Consider the following 14,432-nt stretch of genomic DNA (forward strand, 5'->3'; position numbering starts at 1 on the left):
GTAGCGTCGGCGCAGCCAGCTTTCCGAGCCGGGAGCCCTCCGGCTCCGCTCAGGACAGGCTCCGCGACCTGCCGGAAAGCGGGGGGTTCGGGTGTTCGCTCACCCCGCCCCTCCGTCCGCCCCACTGACCTTGCCCGCCTCGCCGATCTCCATGCGACTCCTCCCCCTCGCCCTCCTCGCCGTCGCCTGCGCCCCGCTGGCGGCCCAGACGTTCACGCGCGAGGCGACGCCGTTCCCCATCACCGCCGACGGTGCGGACGTGCCGATCCCGTTCACGGGCGGTTTCTTCGAGCCGCGCCCCGCGCTCGTCGACATCGACGCGGACGGCGACGCGGACCTGGTCGTGAACGTGGGCGGCGCCGGCCTCCAGGTGTTCCGGCGCGACGGGGACGAGTGGGTCTGGCAGACGGACCGGTTGGGCGGGATCGAGCCCGGCAACTGGTCCACCTTCGGTGACCTCGACGGCGACGGCGACCTCGACCTCTTGACGCGCGGCGACCCGGGCCGCGTCCGCTACTGGCGCAACGTGGGGACGCCGCAGCAGGCCGCCTTCGAGGTCGGCGCCGACCTCCTGCGCGACGCGGCCGGCGAGCCGGTCAACGTCGAGGACTCGTCGATCCCGGCCCTCGGCGACCTCGACGGCGACGGCGACCCCGACCTGTTCGCCGGCAAGGCCGACGTCGGGACCATCACGACGTACGAGCACCAGGGCCTCGACGCCGACGGCGTGCCCGTGTTCTCGTTCGTCACGGACCGCTACCAGGACATCGTCATCTACGAGGAGAACCCGCAGTGCCAGCGGACGGAGTCCGGCCGGACGGTCCCCGTCGTGCCCGAGCGCGGGTCGATGCACGGGGCGAACGCCATCGCCCTGGCCGACCTCAACGCCGACGGCGCGCCGGAGCTGTTCTGGGGTGACTTTTTCGCGCCGAGCCTGTTCTACTTCCTCAACGAGGGGACCGAGACCGAGCCCGTGCTCACGCTCGCGTCCGAGCGGTTCCCCGTGGGCCAGCCGCTGACCTCGGGCGGCTACAACGCGCCGACCTACGGCGACACCGACGGCGACGGCGACCTCGACCTGGTCGTCGGCGTCCAGCGCGGGCTGTGCTTCCAATCGCAGACGGCCGTCTCGAACCTGATCGCGTTCGAGAACGCCGGCACGCCCTCGGCGCCGGACCTCCAACTCGTGACCGACCGGCTCATCGAGTCGCTCGACCTCGGCTCCCGCTCGACGGCCGCCCTCGCCGACCTCGACGCCGACGGCGACCTCGACCTGGTCCTCGCCAACGAGGTCGACCCCGACGACACGTCGCGCGCCAACCTGGTCCGCTACGAGAACGTCGGCACGGCGGCGGTGCCGTCGTTCCGGCTGGCGGACGCCGACTGGCTCGGGCTGGCGTACGACTACGGCGCCTACGCTCCGGTCTTCGGCGACCTCGACGGCGACGGCGACCTCGACCTGCTGGTCGGCGGGTTCAACGGGCGGTTCGCGTTCCTGCGCAACACGGGCACGGCGTCGGCGCCGGCCTACGAGCGCGTCGACGACCGCTTCCAGGGCGTCGACACGGGCCAGTACGCCCGGGGCGCGCTTGCGGACCTCGACGGCGACGGCGACCTCGACCTGTTGGGCGGCGGCTCCAGCGGGCGCGTCCGCCTCTACCGCAACCAGGGGACGACGGCGCTGCCGGTGTTCGGGACCGCGCCGAATGGCGCCCCGTCCGACGAGGACGCCGCGTTCCAGGCCGCCATCGGCATCCCCGACCGGGTCGGCGGCGACGCGGCCCCCGCGCTCGCGGACCTCGACGGCGACGGCGACCTCGACCTGCTCCTGGGTACGGCCGAGGGCGCGGTCCTGACCTTCCAGAACGTCGGCACGCCGACGGCGCCCCAGTTCGCACCGTCCGAGCCGATCCCGTCCGGGCGGCGGCGGACGACGCCGGCCGTCGGCGACCTAGACGGCGACGGCCGGCCCGAGGTCGTGGCCGGCACCTCGGCCGGCGGGTTCCTGTTCTGGCGGGCCGCTGGCGGCACGTGGGCCGAGCCCGCGCCGGCTCCCGACCTCGGCCTCCGCGTGGTGCCCAACCCGTCGACCGGCGCCGTGGCGTTTCGCGCGCAAGCCGAGGCGGGCGCCGTCGTCGTGTTCGACGTGCAGGGCCGCCGCGTCGCCGACGTGCCGATGGCGGGGGGCGTCGGCGTGTGGGACGGGACCGCGAGTGACGGCCGGCCGGCGGCGTCGGGCGTCTACCTCGCGCACCTGGAGACGATGGGGGGCGAGCAGACGGTCGCGTTTACACGGGTCCGCTGAGCCGAGGAGCGCGTTCGGGCGTTGGGGATGGGCCCTGTCTCCGACGGGTTCGTCAGGGTGGAGCGGGAGGAGGGGGGAGGGGCGGCGTCACTAGATCTGGCAACGGTCACTACATTCGGAGACGGGTCTCTGGATCTGGTAGCCCTACCAAACGCAGAAGTACTGGTTAGCCAGCCTCCCACCCCTCGTAGCTCACTCCTTCCTCGATGTGTTAAAGCATGCAAGTCAGGTCGTAAGCAGGAGCTTTAGGTCGGGCCGGGAGTGGTGGCGAGAGAAGAGATACCTTCAGCGGGTCCGGAACTTCTTCAGAGTGCTGAAGAGGGGGTGGCCGTTTTGGTTGACTCTGCTAGGGCTTATCGGCGCTTGGGTAGCATCATACTTCCTAGCCGATAAGCTCGAAGACCAGATCCGTTATACCGGTTTCCTTCTCGAACTGCTCGGTGTGTTGAATGTAGCCGTGGGCTTGAGTGAGACCCGAAAGCTCTTCGGTCGCCCCTCGGTATTCAGCGAAGCCGCTTCGTGGCTCAAGCAACTACGGGGCGCCCTTAAGCAACCGATCACTGGAACAATAAACCTCTCTGGAGCAGCTTCATCTACGTCGGCGGCTTCAGGCCGCATCATACAGGGTCTGCGAGAAGATGCGCCTGTTGAGGAGCGGCTGAAGTACCTTGAGGATAGATACAAGGAGCTCAGATCAGACTTTTCAGACACAAGCCGGCGCCTCAATCAGTCGATATCCGCAGTGCGGGACCAACTCTCGAAGGAGAGGAGAGAGCGGCAAGAGCAGACAGATAAACTGAGGATCCAGTTGGAGGAACTCACAGTGGGAGGTCTTAAACTTGAAACGATTGGCCTCGTGTGGCTTCTTATAGGAATCGTCTGTTCATCAATCCCGGCAGAGTTAGCAAGTCTGTTCTAACTTGACTCATTGCCACGGCTGGCTAACCCGCCGCTGCACGCCGACGCAGGGCGCGAGCGTTTTCGGCTCGTCCAAACGCCTGCGCTTCCGTAGCTTCGTTCAAACGCCGTGCTGCTCGCCCTGCGCGGGTGAGCGGCCCTCTGTTCTGTGGCCTCGCACCCACGGCGGCAACCCGCGGCGTGGTAGGGGGTTCAAGACCCAGACCATCCCGACAGCCTGTGCAAGCCCACCGCACTGACACGACCGTCTCCGGCGACGGCTCCGTGACCGTCCGGGGCCTCCCGTTCCCTGAGGGCGAGGAGGTGGAGGTCATCGTCCTTCCCCGCCCTCGCCGGGGGGCTGAAGCTGCTGGCCCCGCCCCGCTCCGGGGCAGCGTGCGCCGGTACGACGACCCGTTCGGCCCAGCCGCCAGCGCCGACGACTGGGAGGCCGCGTGATCATCTTCGACACGCACGTGTGGGTGTGGTGGGTGAACGGGGACGACCGTCTGACGGAGACCCAGCGGGCCGCAATCGAGCAGGCGAGCGACCTCGGCGTGAGCGCGATCTCGTGCTGGGAGGTGGCGAAGCTGGTCGAACTCGGCCGGCTTGTGCTCGACCGCCCGGTCCTCGACTGGCTCCGTGCGGCGCTGGCGTACCCGGGCGTCCGGCGCCTCCCGCTCTCGCCGGAAGTGGCCGTGTGCTCGACCACGCTCCCTGGCACGTTCCACCGGGACCCGGCAGACCAGATCATCGTAGCGACGGCGCGGGCGCACGGGTGCCGGGTGATGACGTCGGACCGGAAGATTCTCGCCTACGAGCATGTCGAGACGGTGGCGTGAGCGGGGTATCTAGCCCGGGCCACAGAACCCGCCGCTGCAGGCCGACACAGGGCTCCGGCGTCCTTGCTCCGCTCTGGCTCCGGCGTCTATGTTGCCACGAACCAACCTCGCGGTCGTTGCCCTATGCGGCTGATCGGCCGTCTATTCGCGCGCTTCTCGAAACTTCATGCTAGCACGGGACCTATTGATGCTATAACGTCCCTTGAGCATCATGCCTATCGCTAGCCCGAAGAGAGCCACCGTCTACTTCGACTCGGCGCTCCGCCTCAAGGCTGCCGAGACCGAGCGGTCCATCCTCCGACATCGTCAACGAAGCCGTCCGCGCGCTGCTGGTGGAGGACGCCGAGGAGCTCGCCGCGGTCGGCGCCCGCTCGAGCGAGCCCACAGTCTCATTTGAGTCGTTCGTCCGCGACCTGAGGGCCGGGGGCGCCATCTGATGCCAGAGCGGAACTGGATCGGAGTCAAGCGGAGCGCCGCGAAGGAGGTCCAGGCGATCCGCCGGAAGAAGGCCGGCAGCGCGTCGTGGACCGGATCGGCGGCGACGACCCACGCCCGCCCGGTTGCACAGAGCTCCCGGGCCAAGAGGCCGAGCGCGTCCGGCAGGGCGAGTGCCGGATCGTCCACACGGTCGCCGACGGGGTGCTCGTTGTCAAGGTCGGGAACCGGCGAGACGTGTACCGATAGGGCCGGTGCCCTAAGATCCTCCCGTTCGACGGTGCCGCGCCGAAGGCGGTCTGCCAGCGACTGACGCCTGACGATCAACCCAGTGCTTCCGGCGGAGGTGGATCAGCGTCCCCGCCGCGGGGAGCGCCGTCAGACGGCCGGCGGCGGGTTGTCGCGATGGACGGTCTCCGTCCGCCGGGCGACCTCGTCGGCCAGGCGCTGCATCTCGTCGGCCTCGGTCGTGGCCGGGCGCCGGGCCGGTGCCGGCGGGGCGGGCTCGTTGAGGTGGCTGATGGCCTTCGACCGCTCGACCGACGTCTGGGTCAGCTCCTTCTCGACCTTGCGGGCGCGCATCGACGCGCCGAGCCGGCCGGGGAGCGCGGCGAGGTAGCCGAGCAGGAGCCCGGCCCCGAACCACCCGCCGATCATCCACAAGACCGGCCCGGTCCAGTCGGCGTCGACGAAGGGGAGGGCGAGGCGGACCTCGTTGGTCAGGTTGGCGTCCTGCGTCGCGAGCAGGACGCCGAAGATGACGATGACGAGCAGGAGGAGGAGGAGCGTGCGCATGGCGGGTGGTCCTGAGGGGGAGCCTCAGTCTACGCCGGACCCGCCGTCAGGTTGTCGCGGGCGGCCCGCGGTCGCGGGCGCGCGAAGCTTGGGCGCAGGTCGGCCTCCGGCGAACCGCGCGCGTCCCCGGCGACGTTGACCTCGACACCGCCCCCGACCGCCGTGCGCCTCGTCCTCGCCTGTCTCTGCGCGCTCGCCCTCGCCGCGTGCGACGACGCCCGCGCGCCCGTCGGCGCGAGCGTGTCCGTCGCCCAAGCCATGTCGGGCGACACGACCGGCTACGACCGGGCCGAGCGTGTCCGCGCCTTCGTCTTCCCGGCCGACCACGGGCCGCACCCGGGGTTCAAGGCCGAGTGGTGGTACGTGACCGGCAACGTCCGCGCGACCGACGGGACGGGCCGGCGGTTCGGCGTCCAATTCACCGTCTTCCGGTCGGCACTCGCGCCCGACACGGCCGGCGCCGAGCGGGCCTCGGGGTGGGCGACGGACCAGCTCTACATGGCGCACGTGGCCATCGGCGACGTGGCGGCAGAGCGGTTCTACGACCAGGAGCGGTTCGCGCGCGGGGCCGCCGGGCTGGCGGGCGCCTCGGCCGAACCGGTCGCCGCCTACCTCGGCCCGGTCCGCCTGGAGTCGGTCGGCGACGCGAGCGGCGCCGTGGGGCTCCGCTTGCAGGGGAGCGCCGAGGGCGCGGCGTTCGACCTGACGGCCCGGCCGCTCAAGCCGGTCGTGCTCCAGGGCGACCGCGGGCTGAGCCAGAAGGGCGTCGGGGCCGGCAACGCGAGCTACTACTACGCCCAGACCCGGATGGCGACGACCGGCACGGTCACGCTGCCCGGGGCCGACGGTCGGCCCGACGGGGAGGCCGTCCCGGTCGAGGGGCTGACCTGGCTCGACCGCGAGTGGTCCACGTCGGCGTTGGGCGCGGGGCAGGTCGGGTGGGACTGGTTCGCGCTCCACCTCGACGACGGCCGCGACCTCATGCTCTACCAGCTCCGCCGCGCGGACGGCTCGAAGGACCCGCTCTCCGAGGGCTCGCTCGTCGCCGCCGACGGGACCAAGACGCGGCTCGGCGCCGCCGACTTCTCGCTCGACCCGCTGGCGACGTGGGAGAGCCCCCGCGGTGGCCGCTACCCGACGCGCTGGCGCCTGCGCGTGCCCCGAGCGGGCATCGACGTCGAGGTGTCGGCGGCGTTCGAGGCCCAGGAGCTCGACGCGACCATCCGCTACTGGGAGGGCGCCGTCGACGTGACGGGCACGGCGCCCGGCATCGGGTTCTTGGAGATGACCGGCTACGCCGACGGGCTCGACGGCTCCGCCCGCCCGACGCCGACCCCGTGACGAGGCGCGAGCCGGCCGGCCCGGCTCGTTACCTTGGGCCCGGCACGCTCCCGACCCCATGGCCACCCGAACCAAGCGCCGCTCGACGGCCGCCTCGACCCGCAGCCCCGTCACGACGCGCGGCGTCACGACGATGCCGTTCAGCCGCCAGAACTACCGGCTCCTGCTCGGGGCCGTCGGCCTGATCGTGCTCGGCTACGCGCTGATGGTCGTCGACAACGCGACGAACGCGGACCCCGTCGACAGCGCGCTCTCGCTCGTGGTCGCGCCGCTGCTCCTGCTGGGCGGCTACCTCGGCGTGGTCGTGGCCGTGCTGTGGGGCGTCCCCCGCGAGGCCGACCCCGAGCGGGCCGCCGTGCCGGCCGAGACGCTGGCGGAGGGCTGACGTGCCCCGCCTTTGGGTGGCCGTCGTGCTGGCGACCGGCCTGTGCGGCACCGGCGGGTGCGGCGGCGACGCCTCGAAAGGGGTCGAGGTGACCGAGGCCCCGGCCGAGTCCGAACGTGGGCCGTCGGCGCGGAGGGCGGCCCCGTTTGACAGCGTCTACGCCGACTCGGGCCTCTTCTCGGACCCCCGGTTCCGGCCCGACAGCGTACGCGCCGACTCGCTCCGCCGCGACAGCGTGGCCAAGGACAGCGCCCGCCTGGCGGAGGGGGCCCGGCCCGACTTCCGAACCGCGTGGCCCGCGTTCCGCGCCGCCGTGCGCCAGGGCCGCGCCGCCGTCCGCGCCCAGGCCGCGTTCTCGGACGCCTTCCCCGAGGCCGACTTCCCCGACTTGTACGGCGCGGCCTTCGCCGAGGGCCCCTTCCGCGACGGCGTGCTCGCGCTGACGGCCCGCGACTTCCGCCGCGACGGGACCGCGCGCCAGGCGACGGTGACGGTCGGCTACGACGCCAGCGGGGCCGTGGTGCCCGAGGACGAGGCCGTCACCGAGTCGTCGGTCGTGCTCCGGTTCGACGTGGTGGACGGGGCGTACCGGCTGGTCCGGGTCGTGCGGGCGGGCTGAGCGGGCGCGCGGCCAGCTTATCACGCCGTCGGAGCGCGCCGTCGGAGCGCGCCGTGGGGGCGCGGGCACGGCGCGCCGTGCCCCTACGGGTACAGGCGGTACGGCTCAGCGGCGAGGGCGAACGCGGCGGTCTCGTCGTCCCACGTCGCGACGATGGCGGCGGGGGCGACGCCGTCGCGGAGCATCCGGCCGAGCCGGTCGGTGCCGGCGAGCTTCGCCAGCCAGTCGGTCTTGAACACGTCGGCGGGCGCGCCGGGCTGGCGGGTGACGGCGGCCACCACCGCCACGCCGGTCGCGACGGGCCGGAACGCGGCCGGGTCGGTGACGACCAGGCGGACTCCACCGATCTCCTCCCCTTCCCACTTCGGGTTCGTCGCCTGGCCCGGCAGGTCGACCGGGGTGAACCGCGCGGGCTCGAAGCGGACGCCCGCCAGCCCGGCCGCAGTGAGGTCGGCCGCGAGCGCGTCGGCGTCGACCCACGGGGCGCCGACCGTCGTGAACGGGACGCGCGTGCCCCGGCCCTCGCTCGCCGTCGTCCCCTCGAAGAGGGCCGTGCCTGGGTACACCCGCGCGGTTTCGATGTCGGGGACGTTGGGCGACGGCGGGACCCACGCCAGCCCGGTCTCCTCCCACGGCATCCCGCGTCGGTAGCCGGTCATCTCGACCACGCGCAGGTCGAGGCCGTCCAGGCCGGGCAGCATCTTTTCGCCGACGATCATCCGGGCCAGCTCGCCGACCGTCAGCCCGTGGGTGACGGGGATCGGGTACAGGCCGACGAACGACTCGTGGGCCGGCTCCATCAGCCAGCCCTCGGCGCGGTCGCCGATGGGGTTGGGCCGGTCGAGCACGACGAACGGGATGCCCGCGTCGGCCGCCGCCTGCATGGCGTAGCCCATCGTCGAGACGTAGGTGTAGAACCGCGCGCCGACGTCCTGCATGTCGAACACGAGCGCGTCGAGCCCGCGGAGCTGGCGCGGCGTGGGCTTTTTGGAGCGGCCGTACAAGCTGTAGACCGGAGCGCCGGTCGTCGCGTCGACGCCGCCGGAGACGCCCGCGCCGGCCTCGGCGTCGCCGCGGATCCCGTGCTCGGGCCCGAACAGCGCCCCGACGATCACGTTCGGCGCGGCGTGCATCCGGTCGATGAGGTGGGCCGACCCGCCGTCGGCCGTGTCGACGCGGGCCGTGTGGTTGGTGACGAGCCCGACGCGCATCCCGTCGAGCGGCCGGAACCGCTCGGCCACCAGCCGCTGGGCTCCTGTCTGGACCGCTGCGCGGTCCACGGCATGGGGCATGGGGGATGGGGCACGGGGCACATCGCCGGGTCGGTCGGTGCAGGCGACCAAAGCGAGGAGAGCAGCGAGAACCGTCGAAGTCATGGTGAGCTGTAAAACACGTGTGTTGGTGACGGGCCGCCCCTTGCCTCTTGCCTCGTGCCCCATGCCTCTCAGTTCCTCAGCCGGGCCGTGTAGCGGACCGTCGCCGTCTCGTCGGGCGCGAGCGTGACCGTGAACTGGGCCGTCCGGGCGTCGAGCCGCTCGTGCTCGTGGCTCGCCTCCGTGATCTCCCAGTCGCCCCAGAACACGCGCTCGACGACGTCGACCGTGACGGGCGTCTCCTTCCGGTTGCGGACCTCGACCTCGACCGTGATCTCGCGCGTCCGGTCGTTGATCCGGCGGTTCTGGACCTCGCGCCGCGTGCCCACCACGTCGAAGGCGTCGCCGATGTACAAGCGGACGGTCTCGTTGCGCGGCGTGTGGTCGATCCGGTCCTCGCCCAGGAACTGCAAGTTGCCCCGGCGGTCGGCCTTGTACACGCGGACGGTCCCGGCCGGCAGTGGCATCCCCATGTTGTTCGACTCGGCGTTCTCGACCTCGAGGACGACGGCCGCGCTCATCTCGTCGCCCACGGCGCCGGGCCGACGCGGGCGGTAGAACGGGAAGTACTGGCCCGAGCCGTCGAAGATCAACCGGCGCCCGACGCCGACGTCGGCGGCCGAGAGCAGCTCGAGCTGCTTCGTCTCCTGCTCCTCGATGGTCGTCGGGTTGGGGAACGTGTAGAGGTGGTACTCGAAGAACGCCTCCTGCTGGGGCGGCGCGGCGGCCCGGGCCATGACGGCCACCTCTTGGACCATGTCGGCCGCGTAGACTTGGCCCCGCTGGGGCTGGACGCGGCGGACGTCGCCGGCGATGAGCTGCAGGCTGGCGTCGGGGTAGCTCGCGCCCGAGTTGTTCACCAGCGTGACCCAGCCCGTGAGGTCCACGCGCGTTTCGGCCTCGTCGACCACGGCCACGTAGTCGGCCTTCCATGACATCCCCTCGGTGAGGTAGCGGGCCTCGACGCGGTGCTCGCCGGGCCGGTCGGTCGCCAGCCGCCACAGCAGCGACGGCCGGCTCAGCAACCCTTCGGGCAGCGTCAGCAGCTCGATGGTGCCCTCGGGGTTGACGAGCACGCGGCCGTCGTCGGTCCGGATGATGCGGCCCTGGTTCGGCTGGCTCAGGAGCACGCCCTCGTCGACGACCGTCGCCTCGCCGACCTGGCGGATGATCCGGACGCGCTGGCCGACGGCGGCGTCGAGCACCGAGTTGGTCCCGATCAGGTTGTACTGGTAGTTCTGCTCCAGGACGGACAGCGCGCCGGGCGCCGTCAGCGAGACGAGCGACAGGCTCGTCGGGTCGATCTGGGCCGGGACGCCTTCAAAGCGGAGCGCCGTCACGCCGCGCGCCAGCACGAGCGGCCGGACCTCGCGGACGACGCCGAACCCGCCGTTGTAGACGGTCAGCGAGACGGCTTGGCGGCTCTCGGGCGTCGAGACGACGGGAGCCTGGGCGGAGGCGGGCACGGCGAGCAGGACGGCGAGGGCGGCGACGAGTGAGCGCATCGGGGAGGAGGAAGGTCGCCCTAGAGACGCGCCGACCGGCCGAATAGTCTCGCGCGGGGAGCTCGCTCCGCTCGCGGAAATGGGAAATGGGAACGGGGAACTGGCGGAGGGCTCGCTCCACTCGCGGGACTGAGGGGACGGCGTGGGGGAACAGAGTGGGCGGTTCGTGGGCAACTCGGGGGCCCATCGATGGCGCAGACGACCGGCAACGAACATCTTCCCCGTCCCCCGTCCCCCGTCCCCCGTCCCCCGTCCCCCGCATGAAGCCGCTCGCCGCCCGCACCGACGCCCTCCGCCAGTCCGACATCCGGGCGGTCACGTTCGAGGTCAACCGCGTCGGCGGGATCAACCTCGGGCAGGGCATCTGCGACCTCGCCACGCCGCCCGAGATCGTCGAGGCGACGGTCGAGGCGCTCCGGCACGGGCCCCAGATCTACACGGCGTACAACGGGACGCCCGACCTCCGCGCGGCGATTGCCGAGAAGGCCCGGTCGTTCAACGCGATCCCGCTCGACGGGCCCGCGTCCGTCGTGGTCACCAGCGGGTCGACGGGCGCGTTCGTGGCCGCGGTCCTGACGCTGTGCGAGCCGGGCGACGAGGTGGTGTTGTTCGAGCCGTTCTACGGCTACCACGCCGGCATCCTGCGGCTCCACGGTGTCCGCCCGGTCGCCGTGCCGTTGGCGAAGGCCGAGGGGCGGTGGGCGTTCGACGCGGACCGGCTCGCGGCGGCGATCAGTCCCCAGACGAAAGCCGTCGTCGTCTGCACGCCGGCCAACCCGTCGGGCAAGGTGTGGGCCGAGGACGAGTTGGGCCCGCTCTACGAGATCGCCGAGCGGCACGACCTGTGGGTGGTCACCGACGAGATCTACGAGCACATGGTCTACGACGGTCGCCGCCACGTCTCGCCGGCCTCGCTCGACGGCGCCTTCGAGCGGACGGTGACGCTCTCGGGCGTCTCGAAGACGTTCAACATGACCGGCTGGCGGCTGGGCTACGCCATCGCCCCGACGGTCGTGGCCGACAAGCTGGGGCTGGTCAACGACCTCGTCGCCATCTGCGCGCCGGCCCCGCTCCAGCACGGGCTCGCGGCGGCCCTCCCCATGCCCGACGCCTACTACGCCGAGATGCTGGCGGACTACGCGGCCAAGCGCACGCGGATGGTCGACGCGCTCCGCGCCTGCGGCTTCGACGCCGACCCGCCCGAGGGCGCCTACTACGTGCTCGCGGGTCTGGGTGACCGGCTCGGCACACCCGGCTTCGAGGACGCCCGGGCGGCCACAACCACGCTGATCGAGACGGCCGGCGTGGCCTGCGTCCCCGGCCCCTCGTTCTTCGCGGATCCGGCCGACGGCGACGGCCACCTCCGGTTCTGCTATGCCAAGGAGCGGCCGGTGCTCGACGAGGCCTGCGACCGGCTGGTGGCCGCGTTCGGGTGATCGCGCCCCGCACAGCCGCCCGACATCCCGCAGGGCACCATGCATGGTGTCCCAAACCCGAGTTGTGTCGGAACCGAAAGAGGCGGTGGGACCGGAGACGGAAGACCGGGGACCGGCTTCGCTGACGAGTTTCGGGCGGTCTCCCGTCCCCCGTCCTCGGTCCCGACGAACGCGAGGGCCGGAGGCACAACTCGGGTTTCCTACTTCGAGTCACCGCGCGATCTCGACCCGGCGGCCCTCGCGGAGCGACGTCCGCGCCGCCTCCAGCACGCGGACGACTTCGAGCCCGTCGACGCCGTCGGTGAGCGGGGCGCGGTGCTCGCGGATGGCGGCCAGGAACTCCTCGACCTCGACGCGGAGCGGCTCGGCCGGCGGCAAGAAGGGGACGGCGATCTCGCCTGCGCGGACGGCGAGCGCGCCGGCCACGTCCGCCGAGCCGGCCACGGCGTCGACGCCCTTGTCGTAGATCCGGAGCTTCTCGGCCGGCTCCTGGTCGTCCACGACGGCCATCTGGCGGCTCCCGACGAGCGTCGTCCGGCGGACCTTGTGGGGGTCGAGCCACGAGCAGTGGAGGTGGGCGAGCGCGTCGCCGTACTCGACGGTCGCGAACACGACGTCCTCGACGCCATCTTGCAAAAAGTCTCGGCCCTGGGCCGTCACCGCCGTCGCCTCGCCGAGCAGCGCGCGCGCCACCGCCAGGTCGTGCGGCGCCAGGCTGTCGAAGGCGTTCTCCTGCTGGCGGACGACGCCCAGGTTGACGCGGACGCTGTAGAGGTAGCGGAGGTCGCCGAGGTCGCCGCGCGCCGCGATCTCTTCGACGCGCTGGAACGCGGGGTGGTAGCGCAGGAGGTGGCCGACCATCAGCCGCCGGTCGCGCTCGGCGGCGAGCGCCACCAGCCGCTCGGCCTGCTCGACCGTCTGGGCCAGCGGCTTCTCGACGAACACGTGCTTGCCGGCCTGAAGCGCCGCCTCCGCGTGTTCAAAATGGAGCGGCGTCTCGGTCGCGATCACGACGGCCTCGACGGCGTCGTCGCCCAGCACGGCGTCGGCGTTGCGGGTGGCCCGGGCGCCGGGCGCGAGCCGGGCCGCCTCCGCCAGCGCCGGGTCCGACGGGTCGCACACGGCGACGACGTCGGCCGTCGGCACGGCGGCCAGGTTCCGGAGCAGGTTCCGCCCCCACCGGCCGACGCCGATCTGGCCGACGCGGACGGAATCTGTAAAGGCGAACGACGACACGGGTGGGCCCCTCCGGGGCGGGTTCAAGGGTTCAGGGTTCGCTGGCCACGGGACGGCGGTGGGGGCTAGCGACCACCGCGACCGTAGTAGGGACGTGATGAATCATGTCCCCCCAAGACGTCACGCCGCTACGCGGACCGCCTCGAGCGACTCGCGAACAGAGTCGGCGACGAACGCGATGTCGGCGGCCGAGAGGTGGGGGTGCATCGGGAGCGACAAGACCTCGGCGCAGGCGCGGTCGGTCTCGGGCAGGTCGGCGTCCGAGCGGTACGGGGCCATCCGGTGGAGCGGCTCCGGGTAATACACCATCGTCGGCACGCCGCGCGCCTTGAGGTCGGCCGCGAGCGCGTCCCGGGCGCCGGCGGGCACGCGGATCGTGTACTGGTGGAACACGTGCCGCGCCTCGGGGCGCCGCACCGGGCGGATCACGTCGTCGAGGCCGGCGAACGCCGCGTCGTACACGGCCGCGGCGGCGCGGCGGGCGTCGGTCCACGCCGGGAGGTGGCGGAGGTGGACCGACAGGATCCCCGCCTGGAGCGCGTCGAGCCGGCTGTTCACGCCGACCGCCGTGTGGTGGTACTTCCGGGCCGCCCCGTGGTTGGCGATCTGGCGGACGCGGTCGGCCAGATCGGCGTCGGTCGTCACGATGGCGCCGCCGTCGCCGAAGGCGCCGAGGTTTTTCGACGGGTAGAACGACAGCGTCCCGACGGCGCCCAGCGTCCCCGCCGGCTCGCCGTCCCACGTCGCCCCGATGGCCTGGGCCATGTCCTCGACGACCGGGACCCCCAGCGGGTCGCAGACGGCGCGGATCGCCGCCACGTCGGCGCACTGGCCGAACAGGTGGACCGGGACGACGGCCCGGGTCCGTGCGGTGATCGCGTCTTCGAGCAGGCTCGGGTCGAGGTTGAACGTGTCGGGTTCGACGTCGACGAACACGGGCGTCGCGCCCAGCAGCGCCGCGGCCTCGGCCGTCGCCACGAACGTGAACGCCGGGCAGATCACCTCGTCGCCCGGTCCCACGCCGAGTGCCATCAGCGCGATCTGGAGCGCGTCGGTCCCATTCCCCACGCCGAGCGCGAAGACATCCGAGCTAGCCCCCAAGTCCGTGAGGTAGGCGGCGAGCTCGGCCTCGAAGGCGGCCACGAACGGCCCACGCACGAACGCGCCCCGATCGAGCACGGCGGCGACGGCGGCGTCGATCTCGGGGCGGGTGGCCTCGATCTGCGCGTGCAGATCGACCATCTGGAGGTCCATGCGGGAGGG

The 14,432-nt window shown here is 72.2% G+C and carries 13 protein-coding genes; 8 read left to right on the forward strand and 5 right to left on the reverse strand.

All coding sequences use genetic code 11. The annotated features are described in order from the left end of the window. Positions 1-151 precede the first annotated feature (151 nt). The 4 genes from ACOOHE_RS07535 (at position 152) to ACOOHE_RS07550 (ending at position 4,728) form a co-directional block, all read left to right on the forward strand. Positions 152-2,305: an FG-GAP-like repeat-containing protein gene (locus tag ACOOHE_RS07535; RefSeq protein WP_420457192.1), complete on the forward strand. Its 2,154-nt coding sequence runs from the start codon at positions 152-154 to the stop codon at positions 2,303-2,305. A 208-nt stretch (positions 2,306-2,513) separates the two neighbouring features. After that, on the forward strand, positions 2,514-3,224 hold the full coding sequence (locus ACOOHE_RS07540; RefSeq protein ID WP_420457193.1) for a hypothetical protein: 711 nt from the start codon (positions 2,514-2,516) through the stop codon (positions 3,222-3,224). 433 nt (positions 3,225-3,657) lie between these two features. Then, positions 3,658-4,044, forward strand: a complete 387-nt coding sequence (locus tag ACOOHE_RS07545) for a type II toxin-antitoxin system VapC family toxin (protein WP_420457194.1) — start codon at positions 3,658-3,660, stop codon at positions 4,042-4,044. Positions 4,045-4,566: 522 nt separating this feature from the next. After that, positions 4,567-4,728: a type II toxin-antitoxin system RelE family toxin gene (locus ACOOHE_RS07550; RefSeq protein ID WP_420457195.1), complete on the forward strand. Its 162-nt coding sequence runs from the start codon at positions 4,567-4,569 to the stop codon at positions 4,726-4,728. Positions 4,729-4,857: 129 nt separating this feature from the next. On the opposite strand, the gene ACOOHE_RS07555 is transcribed toward ACOOHE_RS07550, so the two are convergent. Further along, the gene (locus tag ACOOHE_RS07555; RefSeq protein WP_420457196.1) at positions 4,858-5,274 is read right to left on the reverse strand and encodes a hypothetical protein; all 417 of its coding nucleotides are present in this window, start codon (positions 5,272-5,274) and stop codon (positions 4,858-4,860) included. A gap of 162 nt (positions 5,275-5,436) precedes the next feature. On the opposite strand from ACOOHE_RS07555, the gene ACOOHE_RS07560 reads away from it, so the two are divergent. The 3 genes from ACOOHE_RS07560 to ACOOHE_RS07570 are packed head-to-tail and all read left to right on the forward strand — an operon-like array spanning position 5,437 to position 7,619. Then, the gene (locus tag ACOOHE_RS07560; RefSeq protein ID WP_420457197.1) at positions 5,437-6,615 is read left to right on the forward strand and encodes a lipocalin-like domain-containing protein; all 1,179 of its coding nucleotides are present in this window, start codon (positions 5,437-5,439) and stop codon (positions 6,613-6,615) included. Positions 6,616-6,673: 58 nt separating this feature from the next. Further along, complete coding sequence (locus tag ACOOHE_RS07565; protein ID WP_420457198.1) at positions 6,674-7,000, forward strand: DUF3098 domain-containing protein; 327 nt, start codon at positions 6,674-6,676, stop codon at positions 6,998-7,000. Between the two features lies 1 nt (position 7,001). Continuing rightward, on the forward strand, positions 7,002-7,619 hold the full coding sequence (locus ACOOHE_RS07570; RefSeq protein WP_420457199.1) for a hypothetical protein: 618 nt from the start codon (positions 7,002-7,004) through the stop codon (positions 7,617-7,619). A gap of 83 nt (positions 7,620-7,702) precedes the next feature. On the opposite strand, the gene ACOOHE_RS07575 is transcribed toward ACOOHE_RS07570, so the two are convergent. Beyond that, positions 7,703-8,911 (reverse strand): exo-beta-N-acetylmuramidase NamZ domain-containing protein, encoded by a 1,209-nt coding sequence (locus ACOOHE_RS07575; RefSeq protein ID WP_420457200.1) that lies wholly within the window; start codon positions 8,909-8,911, stop codon positions 7,703-7,705. Between the two features lie 152 nt (positions 8,912-9,063). Continuing rightward, positions 9,064-10,497, reverse strand: coding sequence for a DUF4139 domain-containing protein (locus ACOOHE_RS07580; RefSeq protein WP_420457201.1), 1,434 nt, complete (start codon positions 10,495-10,497; stop codon positions 9,064-9,066). A gap of 260 nt (positions 10,498-10,757) precedes the next feature. Between ACOOHE_RS07580 and ACOOHE_RS07585 the strand changes: the two genes are divergently transcribed. After that, positions 10,758-11,933: a pyridoxal phosphate-dependent aminotransferase gene (locus ACOOHE_RS07585; RefSeq protein ID WP_420457202.1), complete on the forward strand. Its 1,176-nt coding sequence runs from the start codon at positions 10,758-10,760 to the stop codon at positions 11,931-11,933. 210 nt (positions 11,934-12,143) lie between these two features. On the opposite strand, the gene ACOOHE_RS07590 is transcribed toward ACOOHE_RS07585, so the two are convergent. Further along, positions 12,144-13,169, reverse strand: a complete 1,026-nt coding sequence (locus ACOOHE_RS07590) for a Gfo/Idh/MocA family protein (RefSeq protein WP_420457203.1) — start codon at positions 13,167-13,169, stop codon at positions 12,144-12,146. Positions 13,170-13,289: 120 nt separating this feature from the next. Next, the gene (locus tag ACOOHE_RS07595) at positions 13,290-14,423 is read right to left on the reverse strand and encodes a DegT/DnrJ/EryC1/StrS family aminotransferase (RefSeq protein WP_420457204.1); all 1,134 of its coding nucleotides are present in this window, start codon (positions 14,421-14,423) and stop codon (positions 13,290-13,292) included. Positions 14,424-14,432: the final 9 nt, after the last annotated feature.

It is taken from the genome of Rubrivirga sp. (assembly GCF_965213695.1).
In the GTDB taxonomy this organism is placed as follows: domain Bacteria; phylum Bacteroidota; class Rhodothermia; order Rhodothermales; family Rubricoccaceae; genus Rubrivirga.

Bases quoted from the DNA above. Each gene is read 5' to 3' on its own strand.
- ACOOHE_RS07535 (WP_420457192.1), top strand. From the start codon at position 152: ATGCGACTCCTCCCCCTCGCCCTCCTCGCCGTCGCCTGCGCCCCGCTG.
- ACOOHE_RS07555 (WP_420457196.1), bottom strand. From the start codon at position 5,274: ATGCGCACGCTCCTCCTCCTCCTGCTCGTCATCGTCATCTTCGGCGTC.
- ACOOHE_RS07565 (WP_420457198.1), top strand. From the start codon at position 6,674: ATGGCCACCCGAACCAAGCGCCGCTCGACGGCCGCCTCGACCCGCAGC.
- ACOOHE_RS07575 (WP_420457200.1), bottom strand. From the start codon at position 8,911: ATGCCCCATGCCGTGGACCGCGCAGCGGTCCAGACAGGAGCCCAGCGG.
- ACOOHE_RS07580 (WP_420457201.1), bottom strand. From the start codon at position 10,497: ATGCGCTCACTCGTCGCCGCCCTCGCCGTCCTGCTCGCCGTGCCCGCC.
- ACOOHE_RS07585 (WP_420457202.1), top strand. From the start codon at position 10,758: ATGAAGCCGCTCGCCGCCCGCACCGACGCCCTCCGCCAGTCCGACATC.
- ACOOHE_RS07595 (WP_420457204.1), bottom strand. From the start codon at position 14,423: ATGGACCTCCAGATGGTCGATCTGCACGCGCAGATCGAGGCCACCCGC.